Annotated in this window: 23 protein-coding genes; 16 read left to right on the forward strand and 7 right to left on the reverse strand. The window is 60.4% G+C overall.

Going from position 1 to position 26876, the window contains the following annotated elements; all coding sequences use genetic code 11:
* Window positions 1-209: 209 nt before the first annotated feature.
* The 4 genes from QF039_RS06250 (at window position 210) to yghU (ending at window position 6968) form a co-directional block, all read left to right on the forward strand.
* A complete protein-coding gene (locus QF039_RS06250) occupies window positions 210-3398 on the forward strand; it encodes an efflux RND transporter permease subunit (protein WP_307517157.1) in 3189 nt (1062 codons plus the stop codon).
* Between the two features lies 1 nt (window position 3399).
* Window positions 3400-4581 carry an efflux RND transporter periplasmic adaptor subunit gene (locus QF039_RS06255; RefSeq protein ID WP_307517158.1) on the forward strand — a complete coding sequence of 394 codons (1182 nt, stop codon included), beginning with the start codon at window positions 3400-3402 and terminating at the stop codon, window positions 4579-4581.
* Window positions 4574-6001, forward strand: coding sequence for an efflux transporter outer membrane subunit (locus QF039_RS06260; RefSeq protein WP_301051201.1), 1428 nt, complete (start codon window positions 4574-4576; stop codon window positions 5999-6001). The genes QF039_RS06255 and QF039_RS06260 overlap by 8 nt, the downstream gene beginning before the upstream one ends.
* Before the next feature lie 133 nt (window positions 6002-6134).
* Complete coding sequence (yghU, locus tag QF039_RS06265) at window positions 6135-6968, forward strand: glutathione-dependent disulfide-bond oxidoreductase (protein WP_003207895.1); 834 nt, start codon at window positions 6135-6137, stop codon at window positions 6966-6968.
* A gap of 101 nt (window positions 6969-7069) precedes the next feature.
* Here the strand turns inward: yghU and QF039_RS06270 are convergent, their stop codons facing one another.
* The 3 genes from QF039_RS06270 to QF039_RS06280 form a co-directional block, all read right to left on the reverse strand.
* Window positions 7070-8365 (reverse strand): cation:dicarboxylate symporter family transporter, encoded by a 1296-nt coding sequence (locus tag QF039_RS06270; RefSeq protein ID WP_307517159.1) that lies wholly within the window; start codon window positions 8363-8365, stop codon window positions 7070-7072.
* 90 nt (window positions 8366-8455) lie between these two features.
* Window positions 8456-9664, reverse strand: coding sequence for a pyridoxal phosphate-dependent aminotransferase (locus tag QF039_RS06275; protein ID WP_178911899.1), 1209 nt, complete (start codon window positions 9662-9664; stop codon window positions 8456-8458).
* A gap of 11 nt (window positions 9665-9675) precedes the next feature.
* On the reverse strand, window positions 9676-10341 hold the full coding sequence (locus tag QF039_RS06280) for an RraA family protein (protein ID WP_003207901.1): 666 nt from the start codon (window positions 10339-10341) through the stop codon (window positions 9676-9678).
* Between the two features lie 117 nt (window positions 10342-10458).
* Here QF039_RS06280 and QF039_RS06285 point away from each other — a divergent pair, with 117 nt between their 5' ends.
* Window positions 10459-11355 (forward strand): LysR family transcriptional regulator, encoded by an 897-nt coding sequence (locus tag QF039_RS06285; protein WP_307517160.1) that lies wholly within the window; start codon window positions 10459-10461, stop codon window positions 11353-11355.
* Between the two features lie 121 nt (window positions 11356-11476).
* On the opposite strand, the gene QF039_RS06290 is transcribed toward QF039_RS06285, so the two are convergent.
* Window positions 11477-12604: an IS481 family transposase gene (locus tag QF039_RS06290; protein WP_307517161.1), complete on the reverse strand. Its 1128-nt coding sequence runs from the start codon at window positions 12602-12604 to the stop codon at window positions 11477-11479.
* Between the two features lie 519 nt (window positions 12605-13123).
* A complete protein-coding gene (locus QF039_RS06295; RefSeq protein WP_177021321.1) occupies window positions 13124-13381 on the reverse strand; it encodes a hypothetical protein in 258 nt (85 codons plus the stop codon).
* 143 nt (window positions 13382-13524) lie between these two features.
* Between QF039_RS06295 and QF039_RS06300 the strand changes: the two genes are divergently transcribed.
* Window positions 13525-14448 carry a LysR family transcriptional regulator gene (locus QF039_RS06300; protein WP_008433275.1) on the forward strand — a complete coding sequence of 308 codons (924 nt, stop codon included), beginning with the start codon at window positions 13525-13527 and terminating at the stop codon, window positions 14446-14448.
* On the opposite strand, the gene QF039_RS06305 is transcribed toward QF039_RS06300, so the two are convergent.
* The gene (locus tag QF039_RS06305) at window positions 14351-15055 is read right to left on the reverse strand and encodes a TetR/AcrR family transcriptional regulator (RefSeq protein WP_087692927.1); all 705 of its coding nucleotides are present in this window, start codon (window positions 15053-15055) and stop codon (window positions 14351-14353) included. The two genes, QF039_RS06300 and QF039_RS06305, sit on opposite strands and share 98 nt — an antisense overlap.
* A 124-nt stretch (window positions 15056-15179) precedes the next feature.
* Here QF039_RS06305 and QF039_RS06310 point away from each other — a divergent pair, with 124 nt between their 5' ends.
* The 5 genes from QF039_RS06310 to QF039_RS06330 all read left to right on the forward strand — a co-directional run bounded on the left by QF039_RS06310 (window position 15180) and on the right by QF039_RS06330 (window position 18934).
* Window positions 15180-16403 carry an MFS transporter gene (locus QF039_RS06310; protein ID WP_003207907.1) on the forward strand — a complete coding sequence of 408 codons (1224 nt, stop codon included), beginning with the start codon at window positions 15180-15182 and terminating at the stop codon, window positions 16401-16403.
* A gap of 112 nt (window positions 16404-16515) precedes the next feature.
* Window positions 16516-16896 (forward strand): type 1 fimbrial protein, encoded by a 381-nt coding sequence (locus tag QF039_RS06315; protein WP_003207908.1) that lies wholly within the window; start codon window positions 16516-16518, stop codon window positions 16894-16896.
* Between the two features lie 22 nt (window positions 16897-16918).
* Complete coding sequence (locus QF039_RS06320) at window positions 16919-17242, forward strand: LysR family transcriptional regulator (protein WP_307517162.1); 324 nt, start codon at window positions 16919-16921, stop codon at window positions 17240-17242.
* A complete protein-coding gene (locus QF039_RS06325; RefSeq protein ID WP_307517163.1) occupies window positions 17226-17825 on the forward strand; it encodes a LysR substrate-binding domain-containing protein in 600 nt (199 codons plus the stop codon). Before QF039_RS06320 ends, QF039_RS06325 begins: the two co-directional genes overlap by 17 nt.
* Window positions 17826-17941: 116 nt before the next feature.
* On the forward strand, window positions 17942-18934 hold the full coding sequence (locus QF039_RS06330) for an MBL fold metallo-hydrolase (protein WP_003207912.1): 993 nt from the start codon (window positions 17942-17944) through the stop codon (window positions 18932-18934).
* 7 nt (window positions 18935-18941) lie between these two features.
* Here QF039_RS06330 and QF039_RS06335 read toward each other — a convergent pair whose 3' ends face one another.
* A complete protein-coding gene (locus tag QF039_RS06335) occupies window positions 18942-19865 on the reverse strand; it encodes a LysR substrate-binding domain-containing protein (RefSeq protein ID WP_087692926.1) in 924 nt (307 codons plus the stop codon).
* Window positions 19866-20061: 196 nt separating this feature from the next.
* Between QF039_RS06335 and QF039_RS06340 the strand changes: the two genes are divergently transcribed.
* Genes QF039_RS06340 through QF039_RS06360 form a run of 5 tightly spaced genes read left to right on the forward strand, consistent with a single transcriptional unit; the run spans window position 20062 to window position 26842 of the window.
* Window positions 20062-20982, forward strand: a complete 921-nt coding sequence (locus tag QF039_RS06340) for an ABC transporter permease (RefSeq protein WP_307517164.1) — start codon at window positions 20062-20064, stop codon at window positions 20980-20982.
* A gap of 7 nt (window positions 20983-20989) precedes the next feature.
* Complete coding sequence (locus QF039_RS06345; RefSeq protein ID WP_307517165.1) at window positions 20990-21928, forward strand: ABC transporter permease; 939 nt, start codon at window positions 20990-20992, stop codon at window positions 21926-21928.
* On the forward strand, window positions 21916-23496 hold the full coding sequence (locus tag QF039_RS06350; protein ID WP_003207917.1) for an ABC transporter substrate-binding protein: 1581 nt from the start codon (window positions 21916-21918) through the stop codon (window positions 23494-23496). Before QF039_RS06345 ends, QF039_RS06350 begins: the two co-directional genes overlap by 13 nt.
* A 5-nt stretch (window positions 23497-23501) precedes the next feature.
* A complete protein-coding gene (gene argH / locus QF039_RS06355) occupies window positions 23502-25007 on the forward strand; it encodes an argininosuccinate lyase (RefSeq protein WP_023659030.1) in 1506 nt (501 codons plus the stop codon).
* 11 nt (window positions 25008-25018) lie between these two features.
* Complete coding sequence (locus tag QF039_RS06360) at window positions 25019-26842, forward strand: ABC transporter ATP-binding protein (RefSeq protein ID WP_008433281.1); 1824 nt, start codon at window positions 25019-25021, stop codon at window positions 26840-26842.
* Window positions 26843-26876: the final 34 nt, after the last annotated feature.

Raw genomic sequence — 26876 nt, forward strand, 5'->3', positions numbered from 1 at the left:
GGGTTAACCGAACGTTAATCCGGCAAGATGAATATTGACACATGCTGCAACAAATTAGTTGCGTATGCCACTAAACGCTATATCGTGGCATATGCCTCTATTTTGACCGGATGTCAGTGCAGTTGGCCCGGAACACAGACGGGCGGGGCAGGAGGGAAGCGCTGTTCGGTACCTCCTTCAGTCATCAACTTCCTGTCTGGATCACATCTATGCTCAACCTCGTGCGCATCGCATTGCGGCGCCCCTATACCTTCCTGGTATTGGCTATTTTCATTCTGATTGTGGGCCCGCTCGCGGCCTGGCGTACCCCGACCGACATCTTCCCCGAAATTCGCATCCCCGTGATTGCCGTGATCTGGCAGTACACCGGCTTGCCGCCCGACCAGATGGCCGGCCGCATCACCTCGCCGTTCGAGCGGGTGCTGACCACCACGGTCAACGACATCCGCCATATCGAGGCGCAATCGCTGAACGGCTACGGCATCGTCAAGGTGTTCTTCCAGCCGGGAGTCAACATCAGTACGGCCAACGCGCAGATGACTTCGGTGTCCCAGGCCATCCTGCGTCAACTGCCGCCGGGCACCACGCCGCCGCTGATCCTCAACTACAGCGCCTCGACAGTGCCGATCGTGCAGTTGGCGTTGTCCGGCAAAGGCCTCAGCGAACAGAAACTCGGTGACCTGGGCCTCAACACCGTGCGCCTGATGCTGACCACGGTGCCCGGTGCCGCACTGCCATACCCGTTCGGCGGCAAGACCCGCCAGGTGCAGATCGACCTCGACTCCGCACGCATGCAGGCCCGGGGCTTCTCGGCGCAGGACGTGGCCACTGCCCTGGCCACGCAGAACCTGATCACCCCGGTGGGCACGCAAAAGATCGGCAGCTACGAGTTCAACCTGCAACTGAACAACTCGCCGACGGACTTCCACGACCTGGAAAACCTGCCGATCAAGACCGCCGACGGCACCACCGTGTTGATCCGTGACGTGGCCACGGTGCGTGACGGCAACCCGCCGCAGACCAACATCGTGCACGTCAACGGCAACCGCTCCGTGCTGCTGCCGGTGCTCAAGACCGGTTCGGCGTCGACCCTCGGGGTGATCGCCGGGATCAAGGACAAACTGGCCGACAACAAAGGCGCCTTGCCGCCCAACCTGAATATCGATCTGATCGGCGACCAGTCGCTGTTCGTGCGCTCGGCCATCAGCGGCGTCGCCCGGGAAGGGATCATTGCCGCCGCGTTGACCAGCCTGATGATCCTGCTGTTCCTCGGCAGTTGGCGCTCCACGGTGATCATCGCCACGTCGATCCCGCTGGCCATCCTGTCGTCGATTGCCACGCTGTCGGCGCTCGGCGAAACCCTCAACATCATGACCCTCGGCGGCCTGGCATTGGCCGTGGGGATCCTGGTGGATGACGCTACGGTGACCATCGAAAACATCAACTGGCACCTGGAACAGGGCAAGCCGGTGGAGACGGCGATCCTCGACGGCGCGGCGCAGATCGTCACGCCGGCGTTCGTGTCGCTGCTGTGTATCTGCATCGTGTTTGTGCCGATGTTTTTCCTGGAAGGCGTGGCGCGCTTCCTGTTTGTGCCGATGGCCGAAGCGGTGATCTTCGCGATGATCGCCTCGTTCATCCTCTCGCGAACCCTGGTGCCGACCCTCGCCAATTACCTGCTCAAGCCTCACGAACATCATGCGGACGGTACGCCAGTGGTGGCGCCGTCGAGCAACCCGCTGGTGAAATTCCAGCGCGGGTTCGAGCGCCAGTTCGAGGCGTTTCGCGGGGTTTACCACGGGGCACTGGAGAGTGCCTTGCACCACCGCCGTATCGCGGTGATCGCGATGCTGGCGTTCGTCGCCGTGTCGTTTGCGCTGGTGCCATTCCTGGGTCGCAACTTCTTCCCCGACGTCGACTCCGGGCAGATCCTGTTGCATGTGCGTGCACCGATCGGCACGCGGGTCGAGAGCAATGCGCGGCTGGTCTCGCAGATCGAGAACACCATTCATAACGTGATCGAGCCCCGGGAGCTGGCGGCCATCGTCGACAATATCGGCCTGGCCATCAGCGGGATCAACGTGGCCTACAACAACACCGGCACCGTGGGTTCACAGGACAGCGACATCCAGATCAGCCTGAAAGAGGGCCATCGTCCCACCGCCGAATACATGCGCGAACTGCGGGAGCGGCTGCCCCGTGAATTCCCGAATGCGGTGTTCTCGTTCCCGGCTTCGGACATCGTCGGGCAGATTCTCAACTTCGGTTCTTCGGCGCCGGTGGATGTGCAAGTCAGCGGCAATAACCTGCCCGCCAACTTCACCTACGCCAGCACGTTGCTGCGGGAAATCCGGCGGGTGCCGGGTGTGGTGGATGCGCGTATCCAGCAGTCGCGGCAACTGCCCACGTTCAAGATCGATGTGGACCGTACCCAGGCCCAACTGGTGGGCCTGAACGAGCGCGATGTGACCAACAGCCTGGTGGTCAACCTGGCGGGTTCCAGCCAGGTGGCGCCGACGTTCTGGCTCAACCCGGCCAACGGCGTGTCTTATCCGATTGTGATGCAAACCCCGCAGTACGGCCTCGACACCCTGGCCGCCCTGCATAACCTGCCGTTGAGCGGCAGCCCCGGTTCGGCGCAAGACCAGACCCTCGGCGGCCTGGCGTCCATCGAACGCAGCCACGCGAACTCGGTGGTGACCCAGTCGGACATCCAGCCGGTGGTCGAGGTGTTGACCGCAATTCAGGGCCGCGACCTCGGTGCCGTTGCCGCCGACATCCAGAAGATCATCGCCGCCCACGCCAGCGAAGTGCCCACCGGCTCCAAGGTGCTGTTGCAGGGTCAGGTGCAAACCATGAACGCGGCCTTCAGTGGCTTGCTGTTTGGCCTGCTTGGCGCGGTGGTGCTGATCTACCTGCTGATCGTGGTCAACTTCCAGTCCTGGGCTGACCCGTTCGTGATCATCACCGCCTTGCCGGCGGCGCTCGCGGGCATCGTGTGGATGCTGTTCATCACCCACACGCCGCTGTCGGTACCGGCGCTGACCGGGGCGATCATGTGCATGGGCGTGGCCACCGCCAACGCCATCCTCGTGGTGAGCTTCTGCCGCGAACGCCTGGCGGTGCACGGGGATGCGGTGCAGGCGGCGCTTGAAGCCGGCTTTACCCGTCTGCGCCCGGTATTGATGACCGCGATTTCGATGATCATCGGCATGGCGCCGATGGCGCTGAGCCTGGGGGAGGGCGGCGAACAGAACGCCCCGCTGGGCCGCGCGGTCATCGGCGGGCTGGCCTTCGCCACCATTGCCACGTTGTTCCTGGTTCCGCTGATTTTCAGTCTTGTGCACGGGCGGCGTCAGCACGCCACGCTTGCGACCACCGCCACTCAAGGGGTTTGACATGTCTGCTTCCGTTTCCAATCCGGGTTCGCCCCGCCGTAAATCCCGTGGTCTGCTCTGGCTGGTGCTGGGGCTGGTGGTCCTGGTTGCCGTGGTGGTATTCGGCATCGGCGTGCGCGCCAGCGAATCCCATGACCTGAAAACCTGGACCGATGCCCAGGCGTTGCCCAGCGTGATCCTAATCACCCCGAGCGTGCAGCCCCAGGGTCCGATCCTGAACCTGCCGGGGCGTCTTGAGGCGTACTCCCGAGCGTCGATCTTTGCCCGGGTCAATGGCTACCTCAAGACCTGGAACGTCGACATTGGCGACCACGTGAAGGCCGGGCAACTGCTGGCCGAAATCGACACGCCGGAGCTCGATCAGCAACTGCTGCAAGCCAAGGCCGTGCTGGCTTCGGCCCAGGCCGACGAGTCGCTGGCACAGACCACCGCCAAGCGCTGGCAGGCAATGCTTTCGTCGGACTCGGTGTCGCGCCAGGACGTGGATGAGCGCACCGGCGACCTGACTGCCAAGCAGGCCAAAGTGGTCGCGGCCAGGGCCAACGTCGACCAGTTGGTTGCCACCAAGGGCTTCCAGCGCTTGACTGCGCCGTTCGCCGGCGTGGTCACTGCACGCTCCACCGATGTGGGGGCGTTGATCAGTGCCGGTGGTGCCACTGGCAAAGAGCTGTTCGCGGTCTCTGACGTCAGCCGCCTGCGGGTGTATGTGCAGGTGCCGCAGTCGTCGGCGCCGCAGATCCAGGTGGGCACCGTGGCGCGTCTGAGCGTGCCGGAGTATCGCGGTGAAACCTTCAACGCCAAGGTGATCGCCACTGCCGATGCGGTGAACGCCGCGTCCGGCAGCACCCTGGTGCAACTGTTGGTGGAGAACCCCGGCAGCCGCCTGTTGCCGGGCGGCTACACCAGCGTGCAGTTCACCTTGCCGGTGCAGACCGACGTGCTGCGCTTGCCTGCCAGCGCCCTGGTGTTCGATGACAAGGGCATGCGCGTGGCCACCCTAGACGCGAATAATCATGTGCACTTCAAGACCGTGACCATCGTCCGGGACTTCGGTGACAGCGTGGAAATCGGCAGCGGCCTGGTCGCCACCGACCGCGTGATCGACACCCCGCCCGACGGCCTGGCCGACGACGATTCGGTGCAACTGGCCGCCAATCCCGTGGAGGCCAAACCCCATGGCTAAGCGCACTTGCCTGGTATTGGTCGCGACCCTGGGCCTGGGCGCCTGCCATCTTGCGCCGCCGCTGGACGTGCCGGAGGTACCCATTGCCGCGCAGTTCCATACCCAGGGACCGTGGACCGTCGGCACGCCGAACGACCAGGCGAGTCGCGACGGTTGGTGGCACATCTACAAGGACCCGCAACTGGACGCGATGGAGCAGCAGTTGCTGCAAAGCAACCCGGACTTGAGCGCGGCACTGGCTCACTATTCCCAGGCCCAGGCGTTTTTGGCCCAGGCGCAATCCGGGCTGTTTCCAAAGCTGATCGGTTCCAGCAATGCCCAGCGCATTCGCCAGTCGGACACCCGGCCACTGCGCTCGGCCAGCCCGCCGAATGTTTACGATTCCGGGACAGTGGGGGTAGAGCTGGACTATGAAGTCGACCTCTGGGGCCGTGTGCGCGACACCGTTGCCGCCGGCACCAGCGACGCCCAGGCCGCCAAGGCCGACCTGGCTTCGGTGCGTCTGAGCTTGCAGGCGCAATTGGCCGACAGCTACATCCGCCTGCGTGGCATCGACCGGCAAGACCAGTTGCTGCAGGAAACCAGCGATGCCTATGCCAAGGCTTTGAGCCTGACCGAAGGCTTGCACGGCGGCGGTATCGTCTCCGGGCTGGACGTGGCGCGGGCGCGTACCCAACTGTCGACGGTCAAGTCGCAGCTGAGCCAGAATTTGGTGCAGCGTGCAGTGCTTGAACACTCGATAGCGGCGATGCTGGGTGAGTCCGCATCGACCTACGCGATTGCCCCAAGCGTCGCGGATATCGCCTTGCCCGGCGTGCCCACCGGTGTACCGTCTACGCTGTTGCAGCGTCGGCCGGACATCGCCGCTGCCGAGCGCCGGATTGCCTCGGCCAATGCACGCATAGGGGTGGCGAAAGCCGCCTGGTTCCCGGCCCTTACCCTGAGTGCCCAGGGTGGTTTCCAGAGTGATGAGTTCGCGCACTTGTTGAGCGCGCCCAACATTTTCTGGGCAATTGGCCCGTCGCTGGTGGGGACGATTTTTGACGGCGGCGCGCGCCAGGCCGGGGTGGACAGTGCCAAGGCGGCAACAGATGAAGCCGCAGCCAAGTATCGTGGTGTAGTGTTGACCGCGTTCGAGCAGGTGGAGAACAACCTGTCGATCATCTCCGGGCTCGACACCGCCCTGGTTGACCAGCGCGATGCGGCGGCAGCCGCGCAGTACGCCGAGGACTTGTCCCTGGCACGCTATCGCCAGGGTGGCGCGGCGTACCTGGACGTGGTGACGGCGCAGGTAGCGTCGTTGCAGGCACAGCGCACGGTGCTGGATCTGCAGACTCAACAGTTAAGCGCCAACGTAGGGCTGATCAAGGCATTGGGTGGCGGCTGGAATATGGCCCAACTGACCCAAAAGAACCTGTAGGAGCGAGCGTGCTCGCGAAGGTCGTCGACCACAACGCGGGCATCCTGAAAGAACACGGCGCCCTCGAGTTTTTCGCGAGCAAGCTCGCTCCTGCCGTTAGTTGTTGTGAACATTGAATCCAAGGAGTAGTGGCATGACTGATTACGTACCGCCAAAAGTCTGGACCTGGAAGACCCAAAACGGCGGCACCTTCGCCAGCATCAACCGGCCCATTGCCGGCGCGACCCACGACAAGGAATTGCCGGTAGGCCGTCATCCGTTGCAGCTGTATTCGTTGGCAACGCCCAATGGCCAGAAGGTCACGATCCTGCTGGAAGAGCTGCTGGCCCTGGGTCACAAGGGTGCCGAATACGATGCGTGGTTGATCAGGATCGGTGACGGCGACCAGTTCGGCAGCGGCTTCGTCGGGGTCAATCCGAACTCGAAGATTCCCGCGCTGCTGGACCGCAGCGGGCCCAAGCCGATTCGGGTGTTCGAGTCGGGTGCGATCCTGCAGTACCTGGCCGAGAAGTTCGGCGCGTTCCTGCCCACCGAACCGGCGGCCCGTGCCGAATGCCTGTCGTGGTTGTTCTGGCAGATGGGCAGCGCGCCGTACCTGGGCGGTGGCTTCGGGCATTTCTATGCCTACGCGCCGACCAAGATCGAATACGCCATCGACCGCTTCGCCATGGAAACCAAGCGCCAACTGGACGTACTGGACAAGCAATTGGCCGAGCACGAATACATTGCCGGGGATGAGTACACCATCGCCGACATGGCGATCTGGCCGTGGTACGGCGGCCTGGTGAAAGGCCGCTTGTATGAGGCGGGGGAGTTTCTCTCGGTGCAGGATTACAAGCACGTCGTGCGCTGGGCCAATGCCATCGAAGCGCGGCCGGCGGTGCAGCGTGGGCGCCGGGTCAACCGTGTGTCGGGCGAGCCGTCAGAGCAACTGCGCGAGCGGCATGACGCGTCGGACCTCGACTGACCCACCACACCCACCCTTGTGGCGAGGGAGCTTGCTCCCGCTGGGCTGCGCAGCAGCCCCAAAACCTGCGCCCACGTTCTACCTGAAAGAATGCGGGATGCTTATTGGGGCCGCTTCGCGGCCCAGCGGGAGCAAGCTCCCTCGCCACAGGTTTCTGCGGTGCTCTCACGCCTTTCCCATTTGGCAATCACCAGCGGTGCCAGGGCATTGCCCAGCACGTTCAACGCGGTGGTCGGCATTTCCATCAGGCGATACACCCCGGCGATGAAGGCGATGCCCTCCAACGGCAAGCCCGCACTCGCCAGGGTCGCCGACAGAATCACGAACATGAACCCCGGCACCCCGGCCGCGCCCTTGGATGTCAGTACCATGGTCACCACCAGCAGGGCCTGGTCGCCAAGGCTCAGGTCGATGCCATACAGCTGCGCCACGAACAGCGTGCCGATCCCCAGGAACAGCGACGCACCGTCCAGGTTGAACGAATACCCCACCGGCACCACAAAGCTCACCAGTGAAGGCGGCACGCCGTAGGTTTCGAGTTTCTTCATCAGTTGCGGCATCACCGCCGCCGAACTGGCGGTGGAGAACGCCAGAATCAGTTCGTCCTTGATATGTCGCATCAACGCAAACAGGTTGATCCCGCACAGCCGCGCGACCAGGTTGAGCACCACCAGCACGAAGAACGCAATCGACACGTAGCTGACCATGATCAGCTTGGCCAACGGCAGCAGCGAGCTGAACCCGAAGTTGGCCACGGTCACTGCGATCATCCCGAACACGCCGATAGGCGAGTAGGCCATGATCATCGACGTGACCTTGAACATCGCCTCCGACACCCCGCGCAGCAGGGCAATCACCGGGTCCTTGCGCTCGGCCGGCAAGCGCGAAACCCCGAGGCCAAACATCACCGCGAAGAACAGCACCGACAGCAGGCTGCCCTGGGCCATGGCGTTGATGACGTTGTCCGGAATGATCCCGACAATGATCTGCCCCAGGCTGTGGCCGCCGCCGGCGCTGCTGGTGGGCAAGGTCACGGCACTCGCTTGCAGGCTGGCCAGTTCGGTACCGGCGCCCGGCTTGAGCAGGTTGCCCATCACCAGCCCGACGATGATCGCCAGGGTGGTGATGCAGAAGAAATAGCCCAGGGACTTGACCCCGATGCGTCCCAGGGATTTACCGTCACCGTGCCCGGCAATGCCCACCACCATGCAGGCAAACACGATGGGCACGACGATCATCTTCATCAGCTTGATAAAGATATCGCCCGCCGGTTGCAGCAGGTTGTCCACCAGCCACGGCCGGGATTCGGGAAAACGGTGCAGCAGGGCGCCGATGGCGATGCCGGCGAGCAAGCCGATCAGGATTTGCCAGACCAGCGCGATGCGGGGCTTGTGCATGGGAATGCCTCATTTATATCAATGATTATGAGTGTTGTTCTAGGCAGTCAATGAGCGGCCATCCCTGGCCGCCGGGTGGGGCGGAAACCGTCAGCGCAATCGATGGCACGCTTCATTCAGGCGACGGCAACCTTCTTCAATCACGTCAAGCGAGCTGGCGAAAGACAGGCGGATATACGGCGACATGCCGTACGCCGCGCCGCTTACGGTGGCCAGGCCGTGTTCCCGCAGCAGGTGTTCGGCCAGCTGGGTGTCACTGTCGATCCGCTCGCCGTGGGCGGTGGTCTTGCCCATCAGCCCGGCGACGTTGGCGAACACGTAGAACGCGCCATCCGGTGGCGTGAAGCTCACGCCGGGAATGTCTTCAAGCAGGCCCAACATGCGTTTGCGACGTTGCTGGTACACCTCGCGCATCCCGGCGATGGGCGCCTGATCGCCAGCGAAGGCGGCCACTGCGGCAGCCTGGCTGAGAGAGCTGGGGCAGGTGGTGGTTTGCGAGAGCAGCTTGGCAATGGCCGCGATCAGCCAGGCCGGGCCGGCACCGAAACCCAGGCGCCAGCCGGTCATGGCGTAGCCCTTGGAGGCGCCGTTGACGATCAGCGTGCGCGGCTTCAGGTCCGGTGCGAGTCGGGTCAGGGAAACGTGGCGGGCATCGTCGTAGACGAAGTGCTCGTAGATCTCGTCCGCCATGATCAGCACATGGGGATGGCGCCGCAGCACCGCGGCCAGGGCCAGCAGTTCGGCCTCGTTGTACACCGCGCCGCTGGGGTTGTTCGGGCTGTTGAGGATCACCCATTTGCTGCGCGGGGTGATCGCTTGTTCCAGGGCCTGAGGCGACAGTTTGAACCCCAGTGACTCGTCGCCGGGAATGATCACCGGCGTCGCGTCATTCAGCCGTGCGATGTCCGGGTACGACACCCAATACGGCGTGTGCACGATGACTTCGTCGCCGCGATTCAGGGTCGCCGCCAGGGCGTGATAAATGATGTGCTTGCCACCGCACCCGGCAATCACTTCGTCCAGCCCATAGTCCAGCTGGTTATCGCGCTTGAGCTTGAGGCAGATCGCCTGGCGCAGGGCGAGGGTGCCGCTGGTGGCGGTGTAGTGGGTGTCGCCACCGTGCATCGCGGCGCTGGCTGCTTCGAGGATATGCGCGGGTGTATCGAAGTCCGGCTCGCCCACGGTGAAGTTGACGATGTCCCGGCCCTGGGCGCGCAGTTCGCTGACCAGTGCATTGGCGGCGATGCTCGGGGAGGGCGCGATGCCCAGCACCCGGTCGGACAGAAAGGCAGTGCTCATGATGACTCTCCTCAGCCTGCCAGTCCGGCCTGTTGCAACACCTTGTCGATCCAGCTCTGGCGCACTGCACCGCTGGCGATTTCGGCTTTGACTTGCTCTTCATGGGCCGCGTGTTGCGCGGCCTTGCGCAGCACTTCGGCGGCGTCGGCCTGGGAGAAGGCGACCAGGCCGTCTTCGTCACCCACCAGCACATCCCCCGGGTTGATCAGCATGCCGCCGATGGACACCGGCACATTCACCTCGCCCGGGCCGGTCTTGTAGGGGCCGCAATGCACCACGCTGCGGGCGTAGCAAGGGGTGTCCTCGAAGCTCGCGACATCGCGAATCGCCCCGTCAATCACAAACCCCACGCAGCCGCGTTGCTGGGCGTAGAGCTTGACCAGTTCGCCGATCACCGCGTTGTTGGTGTCGCCCTGGGCGTCCACCACCAGCACGTGGCCCGGCTCCAGCATGCTCAGGGCCTTGTAGATCAGCAGGTTGTCGCCGGGGCGGGTTTTCACCGTGAGCGCGGTGCCCACCAGCTTGCCGGTGCGGTTGTAGCGGTTCAGCCCACGGGCGCCGATGTGCCGGCCGAGGTTGTCGCTGATGTGCGGGGTGACCACGTGAGTGAAGGCTTCAAGCACTTCGGCGCAAGCCAGAGGTGGGTTGGGGAGGATGCGGGAACCGGGCAAGGACATGGCTGTAACTCCGATTGATCTTATGGGTCTGTGGCTAGATCTTAGGAGTGATGAACATACAGTTTTAGCGATATTTTATTATCTGATAGGATCGCTTTTTCTCATGGGAGATGGCCGATGATCACGTTCAAGCAAATCGACGCGTTGTACTGGATTGCCGAGCTGGGCAGTTTCGAGGCGGCGGCGAACAAGCTGAACATGTCGCAGTCGGCGATTTCCAAGCGCATCCAGGAGTTGGAAGAAACCTTCGATGTGGAGATTTTCGACCGCAGCAAACGCAATGCGCGGTTGACGGAAAAGGGCGCCGAGTTGCTCGACTACGCCAAGGACCTGCTGGAGCGTCGTGACTACATGCTGGAGCGGGTCAGCACCCGTGAAGTGCTGGTGCGCAGGTTTCGCCTGGGGGTGACGGAATTGACGGCTTTCACCTGGTTGCCGGCGCTGGTGGAGGCGTTGCGCGAGGCCTATCCCAAGGTGCAGATCGAGCCGTCGGTGGAGTTGAGCAGTGAGCTGTTTCGCAAGCTGGAGAGTGATGAGCTGGACCTGGTGATCGTGCCTGATGCCTACAGTGATTCGCGCTTCCTGAGTACGCCGCTGGGCAGTGTGGAAAACGCCTGGATGTGCGCACCGGGGTTGGTCAGCGAGGCTGATCCGGTGGGGCTTGAGGCATTGGCCGGGTATACGGTGTTGACCCAGGGTTCGCACTCGGGGACGGGGCTGATTTATGAGCGCTGGTTGGCAGCGCATGCTGTGCAGATGCCGCGCAAGTTGACCAGTCATAACCTGTTGGTGCAGGTCGGGCTGGCGCTGTCGGGGGTGGGGGTGAGTTATTTGCCCAAGGGGTGTTTGTCGCATTTGATCGAGCGCGGGGAGCTGCGCGCGCTGGTGACGGAACCGGCGCTACCGAGGGTTGGGTATGTGGCGTTGCATCGCGGGGATCGGCAGTTTGGCTTGAACCAGAATGTGGCGCACTTGGCGGTGCAGTGTTGTGATTTTTCGCGGTTGTTGTTTTGAGTGTATATCCGTTATTTAGGTAACGGCTACTTAGGGTTCCGCTCTTACAGCGGGTCACTTTTGAAAAGCGTGTACGGACCGGACACATGGTGGACACATGTGCGGGGACATGGTTGACACATTATGAACCGTAATCAGGCTGTTTCACGTCGATCGTTCGCAAAAAATGATGGCAGAAATAGACGTCAAATAGCCCGTCACTCTCAGTGTTGGGACGTAGTGCGATGTGATGTCCGGCCAGGCCTTTGGCGATCCTGAAATAGCGCTTCTGAAACTTAAATCGGCTGTGATAAACCTTGGCCTTTAAATCGTCCGGCCCGTACTCAAACGCCAAAAGCGTCTCCGGATAAGCCCAGGGGCTTTCTCGGTATCGGTCCATTGGAACCTTGTAACCCAGGGCTTGATGAGGGCGTTGATGGTTATAAACCTCTCGCCATTGATCGAGATTTGTTTGCGCTTCTGCAAGCGTCCGAAAATGGCGGCCATTGAGCACTTCAGCCTTGAGTGACCGATGAAATCGTTCGATTTTCCCATTGGTTTGAGGGTGGAAAGGCCGACTGAAACTTACTCTGATACCTAGGCGAACGAGCCAGATACTCAGTTCCGTGATCTCCCCCGGATTACGCGGAGAGCCCCATGGGGGCCCGTTATCGACGTTGATGCGAGCTGGTAAACCGTAGCGCCGAAAAACCGCGATCAACTGCTCCTGTACCGTGGCTGTGCGCTCGTTGGCACAGGCTTTGATTGCCAAGTTGAAACGAGAATGGTCGTCCAAAACAGTTAGCGGATGGCATCGGCCTTGTTGCGTTGGGAAATGCCCTTTGAAATCCATCTGCCAAAGATCATTGGGCGCGTCGTGTTCAAACCTCAACCTTGCTGCCTGTAACTCTTTCGGGACCGTTTGAACCAAACCATGGCGATGTAAGACATTGGTGACAGTGCTAGGAGCGATACGCTTATCTAACAGATTGCTGATCGTGCGGCCGCCCCAGGCTGGATGCTCCCGCCTAATTGCCAAGACTTCAGTCTCCAGCGCGGGCTCGGTAAGTTTTGGGCTAGTGGCTGGCCTGCGGGATTTCTCCAGCAGACCTTGCTGGCCTTGTTCTTCGTAGCGACCGAGCCACTTGTACGAGGTTTGGGGACTGATACCGAACCGTCGACACAGTTCTCGTTTATTGCTGCCGGGTTGCCGGGCTAAGGCAACGAACTCTTTTTTCAGGCTCATGGCGTCTCTCGTATTCCAGGGCATGATGGTTTTCCGGCGTAGTTAGCTCGCCGAAAAGTGTCAACCATGTCCCCGTACACCCGTCAACCATGTGTCCGGTCCGTACAAAAAGCGCAAAAGTAACCAAAACGCTCTGCCCCGCCTGTCGGCACCTCGCCTAGGCTCGGTGTTCCCTCACTCCGGCACCACTCCGCGGGCCGCCGCGACGGGCCATCCATGGCCCGGCGCGGCTAAACCGGCAGGACGCCGGTTTAGCCGCGACGGGGCAGGGACGCCCCGTCGCGGCGGCCCGCTTCGTGCTGCCGGAGCTGAGGGCACACCGAGCCCAAGCGAGGTGCCGAGTGGTGGGGCAAGAGCGTTTTGCTTACTTTTGCGCTTTTCAAAAGTGAGCCGCTGTAAGAGCGGAACCAATAGTAGCCGTAACAAAACCAACGGATATGCCCCCAATCACCGCCCCCAACGCCATATGCCTGACGCCCCGAACCGCTGAGTGAGCCGTTGTTGGCCTACCAGCGGTGAGTCACCGAACTCGTACTGTTTGCCTTAGGTGGGCACAAACACTTGCCCGGCCTTGCTCACACCCGCTACCGGGAAGAACGATTCGCTGTAGCTCAGGTACGGTGCCAGGCCGTTGTCAGCCTTGTACACCAACCCTGCGCGCGAGGTGGTGGCCTCGTCGAACTTGATCTGGTCCTGGAAATACACGCCTTTTTGCAGGGAGTCGATCTGCGAACCACGGTCGGTATTCGGTGATCGGTTGACCACGACCGGCTGGTTGTTGATGGAGTTCGCAAGGTGCAACGACGGAGCATTGCCACGGAAGTTGTGGGCGGTGTGCGTGGAATGAAAGCAAGCACGGGCCAGGTAGGACCCCTATATTTATGCGGCCCTTGCTGATAAATAGAGCGGGTGAGCCCCCAAGCAGATACCCGGTGTAATCCATCATGAAACGCCATTTCGAAGATTTGCAGCTGGGCAGCATCGAGCTGTTCTGCCTGGCCGCCGAGGCCAGCAGCTTTACCGCCGCCGCCCAGGTGGCAGGCGTGACCCCGGCGGCGGTGAGCCGCAGCATCTCGCGGTTGGAAGAGCGCCTGGGCTCCCGGCTGTTTGTGCGCACCACCCGCAGCATCCGCCTGACCGATGGCGGCCGGACATTTTTCGAGCAATGCCGCCAGGCGCTGACGCAACTGGTGGAAGCCCAGCAGGAAATGATGGGCGCGCAATCGGTGCCGTCCGGGCTGTTGCGCATCAGCATCCCGACCACCTACGGCCATCACCGGATCCTGCCGCTGCTGCCGAAATTCCGTGCGCTGTACCCGCAAGTCAGCGTGGATATCCACATCAGCAACCGCAACATCGATTTCGTCGCCGAAGGTTATGACCTGGCCATTCGCGTGCGGGCCCAGCCGGACTCGACGCTGATTGCGCGGTTGCTGGAAGACGCCAGGCTGGTGGTGGTCGCGACGCCGTCATACCTGAAGCGTGCCGGCACGCCCCAGGCCCTGGAGGATTTGCCGAACCATGAGTGCATCCAGTACGAATTGCCGAGCAACGGGCGGCGCATTTCCTGGCTGTTCCAGGTGGATGGCAAGGAGCGGGAGTTTGCCGGGGAAGCAGGCTACAGCTGCTCTGACGACGTGCTGGGTGGCGTAACCCTGGCCAAGCACGGCGCGGGGTTATTCCAGACCTACAAGTTCATCGTCGAGGAGGAATTGGCCAACGGCAGCCTGGTGGAGGTCTTGCAGCCTTACGGCGGGCGCTCACGGCCGTTTACCTTGCTGTATCCCCATGGCCGCTATGTGCCCCATCGGGTGCGGGCGTTTGTGGATTTTCTGCTGGAGCATCGCGCCGAATGGGCGGCGCTGTAGCGGCGGATAAGTCCCAGGTCAGCATCAGTTGGCCAATGGCAGTATCGATGGCATCAGCGTCGACGCCATCCCGGGCCAGGATCGACACACCCTGCAGAAAACTGTCGTAGACCGTGGCCATGGCACGTGCATTGGTCTCGGCCGGTAACTGGCCTGCGCGGATGCCGCGCTCGACACAATGCACGATGCCCGCCCGTGTGCGCTCTCGCGAATGGGTCAGCCCATGGGTGACTTGTGCGTTCTCGGGGGAGGGCGCGCTCATCACGCCCAGGGCTACCATGCAGCCTTTGGGATGCCCCTCTTCACACTGCATGCGTGCCGATTGGCGCAACGCCGTCTCGATGGCCTGGCGCGGTGGCAGGCTGTCATCCCAGAGGCATTCGGTGACCTGGGCGAACGTCGCCAGATAACGCTGCACGCACTCCTGGAACAGCGCGTCCTTGGAGCCGAACGCCGCGTAGAAACTTGGCGCAGAGATGCCGCCGCCCAATCCGGCTTTCAACTGGCTCAGGGACGTCGCGTCGTAACCGTGCTGCCAGAACAGGTGCATGGCCTGTTCCACGGCCTGATCGCGGTCGAAGGTGCGGGGGCGGCCCATCTGTGCCATGTGGAAATCCTCTCGGGTGATGAGATAAATACTAGTCGATACATAAGTCGTTGACAACGCTGCGTGGGTCGCCCAACATTTATATCGATCGGTATTTAAGTCCTCTCGCTCAAGGAGTTTCCCTGTGACCCCCTCAACCACCTTATCGGCAGACGCCGTTCCCGACCGCTTGCCCGTCGGCGCCTTGCTCGCCCTGGCCATGACCGGTTTCATCTGCATCGTCACCGAAACCCTGCCGGCGGGCCTGTTGCCGCTGATCAGCGATGGGCTGGGAGTTTCAGCGTCCATGGCCGGGCAGATGGTCACCGCGTATGCGCTGGGCTCGGTGCTGGCGGTGATCCCGCTGACCATCGCGACTCGCGGCTGGCGGCGACGCAATGTGCTGCTGCTGACCATCGTCGGTTTTCTGCTGTTCAACTCCATCACGGCGCTGTCCTCCCACTACGGGCTGACGCTGTTGGCGCGGTTCCTCGCCGGGATGGCGGCGGGGCTGGCCTGGAGTTTGTTGGCCGGCTATGCGCGGCGCATGGTAGAGCCACATCAGCAGGGCAAGGCGTTGGCGCTGGCCATGGTAGGAACGCCGATTGCCCTGTCACTCGGCGTACCGCTGGGCACCTGGCTGGGTGGGCTGGTGGGCTGGCGCACCACGTTCGGGATCATGTCGGCACTGACCCTGGTGCTGATTGTCTGGGTGCTGGTGAAAGTGCCGGATTATCCCGGCCAGTCGGCCCATCAGCGCATGCCGTTGCGCAAGGTGCTGACCACGCCGGGTGTGCGGCCAGTGCTGGCGGTGGTGATCTCATGGATGCTCGCCCATAACATTCTCTATACCTACATCGCGCCGTTCGTGGCTCCGGCGGGCTTGGTGGACCGTGTGGATCTGGTGTTGTTGGTGTTTGGTATAGCGGCGCTGCTCGGGATTTGGGTCACTGCCCGGTTGGTGGATGTGGCGTTGCGCAAGACGGTGCTGGTCAGCCTGGCGGGCTTTGCGGCGACGTGTTTAGCGTTTGGTTTTCTGGCGCAGGTGCCGGGCGTTATTTACCTCGGCGTGGCGGTGTGGGGCTTGAGTTTTGGCGGCGCTGCGACGTTGCTGCAAACCGCGTTGGCGGACGCAGCCGGGGATGGTGCGGACGTGGCGCTGTCGCTGAATGTGGTGGCCTGGAACAGCGCGATTGCCGGAAGCGGCGTGGTGGGTGGCGTGTTGCTGGATACCTGGGGCGTGGCGTCTTTCCCATGGGCAATGTTGGTGTTGCTGGCGGTGGGCTTCGCGATTGTGTGGTGCGCGCGACTCCATGGCTTCAAGCCGGGGCACCGGGCCCACGGTAAACCTGTGGTTGGCGGGCACTGATATTTCCAAAGTCTTTGGAAAAACCGCTTCTAACATCAGACAAATCTTAAAATAACCTGCTGCTCGGCCGATATCCCGGGGCATAGGCTTTATCACCCCCGGGAGTATCGGCATGCGCATCAAGAGAATGTCTGCAATCCATGTTGGCCTGTTGTTCAGCCTGTCCGGTGCCTGCATGGCCGCGAGCCCGGTGGGGCAGGGAGTCATCTCGTTTCACGGCAGCATCGTCGAAGCGTCTTGCACACCGCTCGCCGTGGCCAACGGGATGAAACTCAACAATTGCCCTACGTCCGCACGCGGCAGCGCCATCAGCGTGCGCAGTGTGCAACCGGTGGGCTCGGTCACGGCCCTCGACCACAGCGCCGTGAACGTGAAGCTGGTCGCCGACAGTGGCCGGGGAGACCGCTATTACCAGCAGCAATATGCGTTGGTGGATGGCCAAGGGAGGCCTGTGACGTCGGGGCAGTATCTGATTACATTAACGTCACCTTGAGAGATGGCAGTGGATCAACCCGATGAACCTGACTGGACACAACCTCGCGCTCCTGACTTCCCTCAGCGTCTTGCTTGAGGAGAGGAACGTCACGCGGGCGGCGGCGAAGCTCAACCTGACGCAGTCGGCGTTATCCGCGCAGTTGTCGCGGTTGCGTGACCTGTTCGGCGACCCTTTATTGATGCCTGCTCAGTCCGGAAAAGGCATGGTGCTGACAGCACGTGCCGAACATTTGCGTCAGCCGTTGCGCCAGGCGTTGCAGGTACTGGGGACGGTGGTCGGTGACCTTCCATGCTTTGATCCTGCCAAGTCGGACCGGACCTTTGTGATTGGGCGCGAACGATAACGCCGCTGCGATCGTCGCGCCCCGGCTGGTGCAGCTTGTGCAGGCTGCGAGTCCTGGGGGCATCCGGGTTTCGATACGTGCGATCGACCAGGTGTTGCTTGGCGATCAGTTGGAAAGCGGCGAGATTGACGTCGCGCTGGTATCACACAGCCGTATCGGGAACCTGTCGCACGAGTTGCTGCTGCAGGAAGAATTCAAGATGGCCCAGCGCGCCGATCACCCTCGCGGATCCGCGCCACCAACGCTGGAGGAATACCTGGGCCTGGAGCATGTGGTGGTGTCGGGTGCCGTGAACAGCTTTCACGGTTTTATTGATGATGTGCTCGCGCAGAAGGGGCGTGCGCGCCGTGTCGCGGTGTCGGTGCCTTACTACAGCATCGTTCCATTGCTGCTGCAGAACAGCGATTGTGTAAGTGTGCTTCCGTCCCGTTTCCTGAGCCGTTATGAGCGCTCGCTGGCGGCCCTTGCTCTGCCCCTCGAGGTGCGCGACTTCAGTTTGTTCTCTGCCTGGCATCCACGGTTCGACAAGGACCTGGCACATCTCTGGTTGCGCGAACAACTCAAGCTCTGCGTGCTTTCCTGACGACATCAGGCCCTGGCAGGTATCTACGCCACACATACCTGGCATGCGGAGTTTCGATTTCAACTATAAAAAACGCTTGAATAGGATGCCGCCGATTCCAACTGGAGAGCTGCACCATGACCAAGCTGACATTTACCCGCGTGTTGAATTACACGGCCCTTGCTGCTGCCCTGGCACTGGGAGCCATCGCGGCACCGGCGGTGGCAGTTGCCGCCGCGCCCCAAGTCAAAACCCAGGCCCCTGGTTACTATCGCACGATGCTTGGAGATTTCGAGGTCACCGCGCTGAGTGACGGCACCATCGATGCACCGTTCGACAAATTGCTGAATGAGCCGGCTGCCAAGACCACTACCGCACTGCGCAAGGCGTTCCTCGGGGTGCCCACCGAGACCTCGACGAACGCGTATCTCGTCAATACCGGCACTCGGCTCATCCTGATCGATACCGGCGCTGGTGCGCTCTTCGGGCCGACCCTGGGCAAGCTCGCGGCCAACCTGCAGGCAGCCGGCTACAAGCCGGAGCAGGTCGATGACATCCTTCTCACGCACATGCACCCGGACCACGTGGGTGGGCTGGTTGCCGAAGGGGTGATGGTGTTTCCGAACGCCACGGTACACGCCGACAAGCGTGACGCCGATTACTGGCTCTCGCCGGCGAGGCTGGAGCCTGCCTCGGCCGACGCCAACAGCTTCGTACCCGAGTTCGCGAAGGGTGCAATGGCTTCCTTGAACCCGTATATCGCGCTTGGAAAGTTCCAGCCTTTCCAGGGCAGCGGGGAGATCCTGCCGGGGTTCAAGGCGCTGTCCAGCTATGGCCATACCCTGGGGCACACCAGCTACCTGGTTGAGAGCAAAGGCCAGAAGATGATTGTCGCCGGTGATCTGATCCACGCCGGTGCCGTGCAGTTTGCCGACCCGTCGGTGACTATCGAGTTTGATACGGACAAGAAAGCCGCCACCACTGCCCGCGAGACCGTGTTCAGCCTGGCTGCGAAAGAGGGCGCGCTGGTCGGCGCGGCGCACCTCTCGTTTCCCGGCCTGGGGCATTTGCGTGGTCAGGGCGCCGCGTGGCAATGGGTGCCGCTGAATTACTCAACCGAACTGAAGTGACTCGCGATTAGTACGCTTCACGGGGAATCATGGAAATAAACTCCGACCTGAAGATACCTTCCATGACCTGCATGAAATCCGAGGCGAGCTTGGAGCGCTGCTGGTGACCCGGAAATACCATCGAAACCTCGAAGGGTATGTCCTGGTCCAGCGGTCTGAACGTAAGGCCCGGGTATTTCGAGTAGGAGGCGGTGAATGGATCACACACGGTGATGCCGAGCCCCCCGGACACCATTCCGCAGGCGGAGTGCGCGGCGGTGGTTTCAACGCTGGAGACGCCTGCAACACCCCGAGCCTCCATGGCTGATGTGATGCGTCGCTGCAAAGGATTGTTGGCGTTCAGGGTAATCAGGCGTCGCCCGTGCAAATCCTCCAGGGTCACCACGTCTTTGGTGGCCAACATATCGTTGGCCGGCATCACGCACACCGCGCTGATGGGTGGCAGGTTGATCACCTGGATCCCGGGATATTCCCCTGAAGGAATCTGCACAAAACCAATATCGATCTGGTTGGCAGACGTCAGTTCCAGGATGCCCACCGAGTTGCGCACATCCAACGAGGTTCTGACCTCGGGGTGCTTTCGCGCGAATCGGCATACCCCCTCAGCCACCACACTGAGCCCCAGCGTGCTCATTGAACTGATCCTCAATGTGCCGGTGCGCAGCGTCACAAGGTCCTCTGCAACCCGCTCGATGCGTTCTATGCCTTGATAAAACTTGTCCACCTCCGCGTACAACACCTGTGCTTCCGCCCCGGGAATGAGGCGATTGCCTTCACGGCGAAACAGTCGAAGGGAAAGGACAATTTCGAGGTCGCGGATGAGCCGGCTGATGGCCGGTTGACTGACCTGAAGTGCCTCGGCGGCGATAGTCATGCTTCCGGTGAGCATGACCGCCCTGAAAGCTTCCAATTGGCGAGGATTGAGTTTCATTGTGGCTCTCGATCGAATGTTGGAGGGCGCATTTTTGCGAGCGTATAACATTTTGTTATGTGCGTCCAACCTGTTACCGGTTTGCTATAAGCATGTAACGGCGCGATGATTTAGTTGCGTGGTTTTACCAAAGAAAAGCAGTTCCCGTTATTAATATCGGGTGCCGCTTAAGTAAAAATAAAAAAGAGGATAGCGCGTGCTGAATTATACCGTCCGCAGGTTGTTACTTCTGCTTCCGATGCTGCTGGGAGTCTCCATTGTGGTCTTCCTGGTCATGCACTTTATTCCGGGAGATCCTGCGCAGCTGGCAGCAGGTCCGGATGCAACAGCGGAAGATGTTGCGCAAATAAGGCAAAACTACGGATTGGATAAGCCGCTAATCAATCAATACCTTATTTATGTCAGGAAAGTTGTCGTGGGTGATTTTGGCGAGTCATTCCAGACATTCACGCCCGTGCTCGAAGGTATAGCCAGAACTCTTCCCGCCACGATTGAACTGACCGCTGCCGGAATGTTGCTTGCCGTCATCATTGGTGTTCCCCTCGGTATTGCGGCCGCTTTGAAGCCCAGAGGCTTCCTTGATAGTTCGCTGACCACCGTTGCAGTTCTGGGCATATCAATGCCTGGCTTCTTTCTGGGACTGATATTGATGCTGATCTTTTCAGCCAACCTCGGATGGTTGCCGCCGACCGGCAGAGGCGGGCTGCAATACCTGATATTACCGGCCTTGACACTTGGTTTGCCGTATGTTGCAACTTTTTCACGGCTGGCCCGATCCACCATGATGGATGTGCTGAGGGAAGATTATATTCGTACTGCCTATGCGAAAGGTGTACCGAGTTACAAGGTAGTACTCAAGCATGCACTTTCCAATGCGGCCATTCCATTGGTGACAGTATTCGGTATGGACTTCGGCCGGTTACTGGGTGGCGCGGTTATTGTCGAGACAGTATTTGCCTGGCCGGGAATGGGGCGGCTCTTGATTGATGCAATCATGGCTCGGGATATTTATGTCGTCCAAGGCACAGTTCTTGTGTTTGCCGCGGTGGTGGTAATTATCAACTTAATGGTGGATTTGGTTTATGGCGTCCTCGACCCTCGCGTCACTTACAACTGAGGCCGATATGAAACTTCCGAAAAAATATCGGTTGGGCTTTGTCAGTTTCCTTATTTCCAATAAGCGCTGGTTCGCGTTTGCTTCATTGATCGTGATCCTGGTGATGGTTGCTGCGGCGATAGCTGCCCCTTTGTTGTTTGATTGGGATTCGGTCACCAAGATCAACTTATCAACGTCCCTTGTCGAGCCCGGTGCAAGTTCCTGGCTCGGCACGGACCAATTGGGCCGTGACTTGTTGGGTCGAGTCGTGTGGGGGGCACGAATTACGCTCACCGTCGCAGTTTCAAGTGTCAGCATTGCGATGGTCATTGGCATCGCTTTAGGTGCGGCGTGTGGCTATTACAACGGCGCCATCGCCGGGGTGGTGATGCGGGTCATGGACTCGATGATTGCATTTCCCCGGACACTGGTTGCCATTCTGGTCATCACGGTGGCGGGCAACAGCATAGTAAGCCTGACACTGGCCATCGCCATTTCAACGATCCCGATTTACGTGCGTTTCTTTGCCGGGCCGGTCATGGCATTGAGAAACCGCGAGTTTGTATTGGCCTCCAAGTCGATTGGCGTCAGCGATCTGCGGCTGCTGCTGATACATATCCTGCCGAATATCGGTTCGCTGGTCATTATCCAGGCCACCGTCTCGCTGGCTGAAGCAATCCTCATTGGTTCCGGGCTCAGCTTTCTGGGGCTTGGCCCGCCGCCGCCCACCCCGGAGTGGGGCTCGATGATTGCCGAGTCGCGGCCGTTATTGACCACCCATCCCTACGTATTGATTGCGCCCGGATTTGCACTGGTTTTGACCATATTGAGTTTCAACATTGTGGGGGATGCGTTGCGAGACTATATCGACCCGAAATCACGTAACGCATTAATGAGTTCGGCGCGGTTAAACACGCCCTGTGTGTCCACCAGAATTATCAAGCGAGAAAGATTATGCGGCGTCTGAATTGCCTGGAAGTATTGATACGGAGTTTCGCTGTTGTCGGCATCCTTGGACTGTCGGCGGGCCTATCGTTTGTTGCCAACGCCAAAGACCTGAAGAAGCTGACATTCGTTCAAGGCGCTGATATCGATACCCTGGACCCAGCGATTTCGCGCAGTGTGCCTTCCTATAACGTGATTAATCACCTGTTTAATCGGTTGGTCGCATGGGACGGTCACGGGCATAACACGTTTGTAGCTGATTTGGCGCAGTCATGGTCAAGGTCCGAGGATGGACGGCAATGGATTTTTATCCTGAAACCGGGAATTACCTTTCATGACGGCACGGCGTTTGATGCTGCAGCGGTGAAGTTTAACCTGGACCGAATCATGAACCCCAAGCTCGGTTCTCCGCACCGGTCCTACTATGCGGATATAGCTTCGGTGGATGCGCTAGCGCCGAATGAGTTACGCATCACCACAAAAAATCCGTCACCCACAATGTTGGAGTTACTGGCAAAAGAATCTTCGTCAATCAGCAGTCCGGCCGCTGTCGTTAAATATGGACGGGCTTATGGGCACCATCCCGTCGGTACCGGGCCCTACGTATTTGATAGTTGGATACCCAACGACCAGGCCGTTATTCATAAGAACAACGCTTTTTATGGAACAACGGCAAAACCGGAAACCATCGTGTTCCGTCCGGTCAGGGAAGATTCTTCCCGAGTCATAGAGCTGCGAACGAACAATGCGGATATCGCGGCAAATTTATCGCCCGAGGCGGCTATTGAATTAAAGGAACTGAATAAATCCACCTTGCTGCGGGTACCCAGCACATTCCAGGTGTTCTTTGAAATGAACCTGACCAAACCGCCCTTTGATGACCCGCGCATACGGAGGGCGGTGAGTATGGCGATTGATCGCCAGGCATTGGTCGACAAAGTGTTGTTGGGATATGGAAAAGTACCCACTGGCCCATTTCCGGAGGGTACGCAAGCCCGACGTGAATTCCCTCCGGTGAAGTACGACCCTGATGCGGCAAGAAAAATAATTAACGAGGTATATCCAGGCGGTTATCCAGGCACCGTAGTTATATGGACCCCGGCGGGACGCTATACCAAAGATCGCCAGGTCTCGGAAGTTGTCCAAGGCTATCTTAACGCCGTGGGGCTGAAGACCGAGTTTAAGGTATGGGAATGGGCAACGTATCAAAAGAACTTGTATCGCCCCGAGCCGGGCAAGGGCACGGGCAAAGGTAGCAATGACGCAAACATGTGGTTACTGGGAACGGGCATATCTGACGCGGATATTCGTTTGCGTCGAAAGTTGTCCAGCGGCGACCCGCAGAATCTCACGGGTTACAGCAACCCTCAGGTAGACAAATTACTTCAGTTGGCCTCGCGTGAACTGGATGAAAAAACACGCATGTCCTATTACGGCCAGATTCAGCAGATTCTATGGGAACAAGACCCGGACAATCTGCCGCTGTTTGACCAGGAGCAAATAATTGGTGTGCGTAAAGCGTTGAATGGCCTGGATGTCGATTATGAAGGGACCATCGATTTGACGAATGTAGAACTTATTGAGCGGTGATTTAAATGTCGAATTTACATGCCAACGAAACACTGTTAACCGACGCTCGCCTGAGTGCTCCTCCCGCTGAACGCATGGTCAAGTACCATGATATTCCGGCACTTGAGACCGAGAAACGTCAGTTTCACGAGTTTGTCGAAGTGGACCTGGCGCACACCGTGATGCTGGTTGAACAGCAGATTCTTTCTGTGTCGGTCGGGCAAGCCATCCTCGCGGAGCTGCGGTTGATTCGGGACATGGTTCCCGCCGACTTCCCGTTTGATGTAAAGAAAGGCAGCTTCCTGCTTCAGGTTGAATCGTACCTTTTCTCCCGGATCGGCGAAGACTCGGCCGGGCAGATGCACACCGGCCGCAGCCGGATAGACCAAGGGGCAACGGTACGCCGCCTGTACGACCGCAAGCGCATCCTGGCGGTGCTGGACCGTATCAATGAGTTCCAGGTGGCGTTGATTCAGAAGGCCTCCACGCATTCGGGCACCATCATGCCCGGCTACACCCATATGCAGCATGCCCAGCCCTGGGTGTTCGGCCACTACCTTTTGAGTTTTACGTCGAGGCTGCACGACAGCTTCAGCCGCTTGATGCACGCTTACACCCGGGTCAATCGCAACCCCCTTGGTGCCGTCGGCCTGGCCGGCACGTCCTGGCCGCTGGACCGTGGGCGCACCACGCACCTGTTGGGGTTCGACAGCCTGGTAGAAAACTCCAAGCTGGGCCGCGAAGCATGGTACGCAGCAGAGACGATTGGCGCATTGTCCTTTGTCATGGCCGACCTGAACGATCTGGCAACCGACCTGCATATCTGGTCGAGCGTCGAATTTGGAACGGTGGAAAGCCACGACGGCTATTGCGGCACCAGCAGTATTTTCCCGCAGAAGAAAAACCCCAGCGGCTTGGAAACCATCAAGAAAGCTGCAGGTGGATCGGTGACCTGGCTCAGCACGGCCCTGGCCACTTTCCGGTCCGAAGGCACCGGCGACCAGGCGATGCGCGACCTGCCGTTGATCCATGATGCGCTGGCCACCACCGAAGGCATGTTGGACCTGTTTACCGGCATCATTGAAACCCTGGTGGTGCATGAGGACCGGATGACAGCCCTGCTCTCCGGGAGTTGGTGCACCGCCAGCAACCTCGCCGATGTGATCGTTCGGGACCGGGGCATCTCTTTCCGCCAGGTCCACCACATCGTGGCCCGCCTGGTGCGTAACTGCCTGTACGAGGGCGTGGCTCCTGCCGGGGTGACCGGCGCCGCACTGGATCAAGCCAGCGTGGAAACTGTCGGCTCAACCCTGGGCTACTCGGATGCCCAGGTCCGCGATGCTTTGAACCCGCGCCGTTTTGTCGAGACCCGCACTTCCGCGGGCGGCGTCGGCCCGGACGAGGTCCGGCGATTATTGTCGATCGCCCAGAACGAACTGGAGCAGGACCGTGAGTGGGTTGCGCAGAGCCGGCGCAAGGTCGATCAATCCCGTGCCGACCTTGACGCGGCCATCTCGGCGATCGTCGATTAAAGGAGCGCCCCATGAACGAGAATTTGGTAGCCCGGGTGAAAAACCTGAGTGTCGGCTTCGGCACCAGAGGGCGCGAGACGCCGGTGGTGCGCGATGTGTCCTTCGAGGTGATGCGCGGTCAGACGCTGGCGATCGTGGGTGAGTCCGGCTCCGGCAAATCCGTCACCTCAATGGCGATGATGGGCCTGATCAAGCGCGCCGGCGGACGGGTGCTTTCGGGCTCGATGGAGCTGCAAACCAGGAATAACCAGATTGTCGACCTGGTGGCGGCGCCCGAGTCTGTCATGCGCACACTGCGGGGCTCGTCCATGTCGATGATCTTTCAGGAGCCCATGACTTCGCTGAATCCGGTCTTCAAGATCAGCGCGCAACTCATCGAAGGCATCTTGCTGCATCAGCGGTGCAGCCGTGCGCAAGCCGAAGCCCAGGCATTACGCATGCTGGACCTGGTGCGTATTCCGGATGCGAAGCAGGTCATGAACCGGTTTCCCCATGAGCTTTCCGGCGGCATGCGCCAACGGATCATGATTGCGATGTCGCTGGTCTGCGAGCCCACACTGCTGATCGCCGACGAGCCGACCACAGCGTTGGATGTGACGGTGCAGGCGCAGATCCTGCGGATTATCAAGGAGCTGCAAGATAGCCTGGCCATGGGTGTGATCTTTATCACCCACGATATGGGCGTGGTGGCGGAAGTCGCAGACCATGTGATGGTGATGAAGAAAGGCGAGACCGTTGAGCAAGGTCCGGCAAGGGCAGTGCTGCAGGAGCCCAGGCAGCCCTACACCCGGGCATTGCTGGCGGCTGTTCCAAAAATCGGCTCAATGCGTGGCACTCAACTTCCCGCAAAATTTGCCTTGATCGATGATGACGTCGCAGCGGGTGCAGAACCTGCGCCTGGCGTGGCCCCGGACTACCAGAGTCCGCCGGTGCTCAGAGTCGAGTCGTTGTCCATTCGGTACGACCTCAAAGGTGGTCTCCTCGGGAAGGTCCGGCGCCGTGTGCATGCCGTCGAAGGCATCGACTTTGATATCTACTCAGGTGAAACGCTGGCCCTGGTGGGCGAGTCCGGGTGCGGGAAATCCACCAGCGCTCGTGCGATTGCCGGGCTGATGCCGATACAGGGCGGGAATATCGTTTTCGGTGGCAAGAACCTTACGACGTTGAACAAGAGCGATATGAACTCGCTGCGCCGCGATATCCAGATGGTCTTCCAGGATCCCTATGCATCCCTGAACCCGCGTCTCACGATCGAGAACAGCCTGCTGGAGCCGCTGCATGTTCATGGCATTGCACATGGCGCGCAAGCACGAAAGCAGGTGCGAATATTGCTGGAGAAGGTGGGGCTGTCGGCGGAGCATGCACAACGCTATCCGCACGAGTTCTCGGGTGGGCAGCGACAGCGGATCTGCATCGCGCGGGCGCTGACTCTGTCTCCGAAGCTGATCATCGCCGATGAAGCCGTCTCGGCGCTGGACGTGTCCATTCAAGCCCAGGTGATTAATCTCCTGCAGGACCTGCAGCGCGAGATGGGCATTTCATTCCTGTTTATTTCCCATGACCTGGCGGTGGTCGAGCGGGTCAGCCACCGGGTGGGGGTGATGTACCACGGACGCATCGTTGAGATCGGGCCACGCCAGTCAGTGTTCGAGCAGCCTCAGCACCCTTACACCCAAAGGTTGCTGAGCGCGGTGCCCTCGGCGGACCTGAACGTGCCCAGAAAGCCGTTCAGCCTGATGGAGGAGAGCGTGCCCAGCAGGATTTACGAGGTGGGCTACAAGGCTCCGCCGATCAGTTACCGCGAGGTCGCCGCGGGCCACTTCGTTGCAATTTGAGCGCCGGGTATCACAGGTCGACACACCGCCCTGT

Origin of the sequence: Pseudomonas sp. W2I6, assembly GCF_030815935.1 — a bacterium.
Lineage (GTDB): Bacteria > Pseudomonadota > Gammaproteobacteria > Pseudomonadales > Pseudomonadaceae > Aquipseudomonas.

Excerpts from the sequence above, each read along its gene's own strand:
- QF039_RS06270 (WP_307517159.1), bottom strand. The coding sequence starts at position 8,365 with ATGCACAAGCCCCGCATCGCGCTGGTCTGGCAAATCCTGATCGGCTTG.
- QF039_RS06345 (WP_307517165.1), top strand. The coding sequence starts at position 20,990 with ATGAAACTTCCGAAAAAATATCGGTTGGGCTTTGTCAGTTTCCTTATT.
- yghU (WP_003207895.1), top strand. The coding sequence starts at position 6,135 with ATGACTGATTACGTACCGCCAAAAGTCTGGACCTGGAAGACCCAAAAC.
- QF039_RS06350 (WP_003207917.1), top strand. The coding sequence starts at position 21,916 with ATGCGGCGTCTGAATTGCCTGGAAGTATTGATACGGAGTTTCGCTGTT.
- QF039_RS06285 (WP_307517160.1), top strand. The coding sequence starts at position 10,459 with ATGATCACGTTCAAGCAAATCGACGCGTTGTACTGGATTGCCGAGCTG.
- QF039_RS06260 (WP_301051201.1), top strand. The coding sequence starts at position 4,574 with ATGGCTAAGCGCACTTGCCTGGTATTGGTCGCGACCCTGGGCCTGGGC.
- QF039_RS06335 (WP_087692926.1), bottom strand. The coding sequence starts at position 19,865 with ATGAAACTCAATCCTCGCCAATTGGAAGCTTTCAGGGCGGTCATGCTC.
- QF039_RS06305 (WP_087692927.1), bottom strand. The coding sequence starts at position 15,055 with ATGGCACAGATGGGCCGCCCCCGCACCTTCGACCGCGATCAGGCCGTG.
- QF039_RS06320 (WP_307517162.1), top strand. The coding sequence starts at position 16,919 with ATGAACCTGACTGGACACAACCTCGCGCTCCTGACTTCCCTCAGCGTC.
- QF039_RS06315 (WP_003207908.1), top strand. The coding sequence starts at position 16,516 with ATGCGCATCAAGAGAATGTCTGCAATCCATGTTGGCCTGTTGTTCAGC.
- QF039_RS06360 (WP_008433281.1), top strand. The coding sequence starts at position 25,019 with ATGAACGAGAATTTGGTAGCCCGGGTGAAAAACCTGAGTGTCGGCTTC.
- QF039_RS06275 (WP_178911899.1), bottom strand. The coding sequence starts at position 9,664 with ATGAGCACTGCCTTTCTGTCCGACCGGGTGCTGGGCATCGCGCCCTCC.
- QF039_RS06330 (WP_003207912.1), top strand. The coding sequence starts at position 17,942 with ATGACCAAGCTGACATTTACCCGCGTGTTGAATTACACGGCCCTTGCT.
- QF039_RS06290 (WP_307517161.1), bottom strand. The coding sequence starts at position 12,604 with ATGCCCTGGAATACGAGAGACGCCATGAGCCTGAAAAAAGAGTTCGTT.
- QF039_RS06250 (WP_307517157.1), top strand. The coding sequence starts at position 210 with ATGCTCAACCTCGTGCGCATCGCATTGCGGCGCCCCTATACCTTCCTG.
- QF039_RS06280 (WP_003207901.1), bottom strand. The coding sequence starts at position 10,341 with ATGTCCTTGCCCGGTTCCCGCATCCTCCCCAACCCACCTCTGGCTTGC.
- argH (WP_023659030.1), top strand. The coding sequence starts at position 23,502 with ATGTCGAATTTACATGCCAACGAAACACTGTTAACCGACGCTCGCCTG.
- QF039_RS06300 (WP_008433275.1), top strand. The coding sequence starts at position 13,525 with ATGAAACGCCATTTCGAAGATTTGCAGCTGGGCAGCATCGAGCTGTTC.
- QF039_RS06255 (WP_307517158.1), top strand. The coding sequence starts at position 3,400 with ATGTCTGCTTCCGTTTCCAATCCGGGTTCGCCCCGCCGTAAATCCCGT.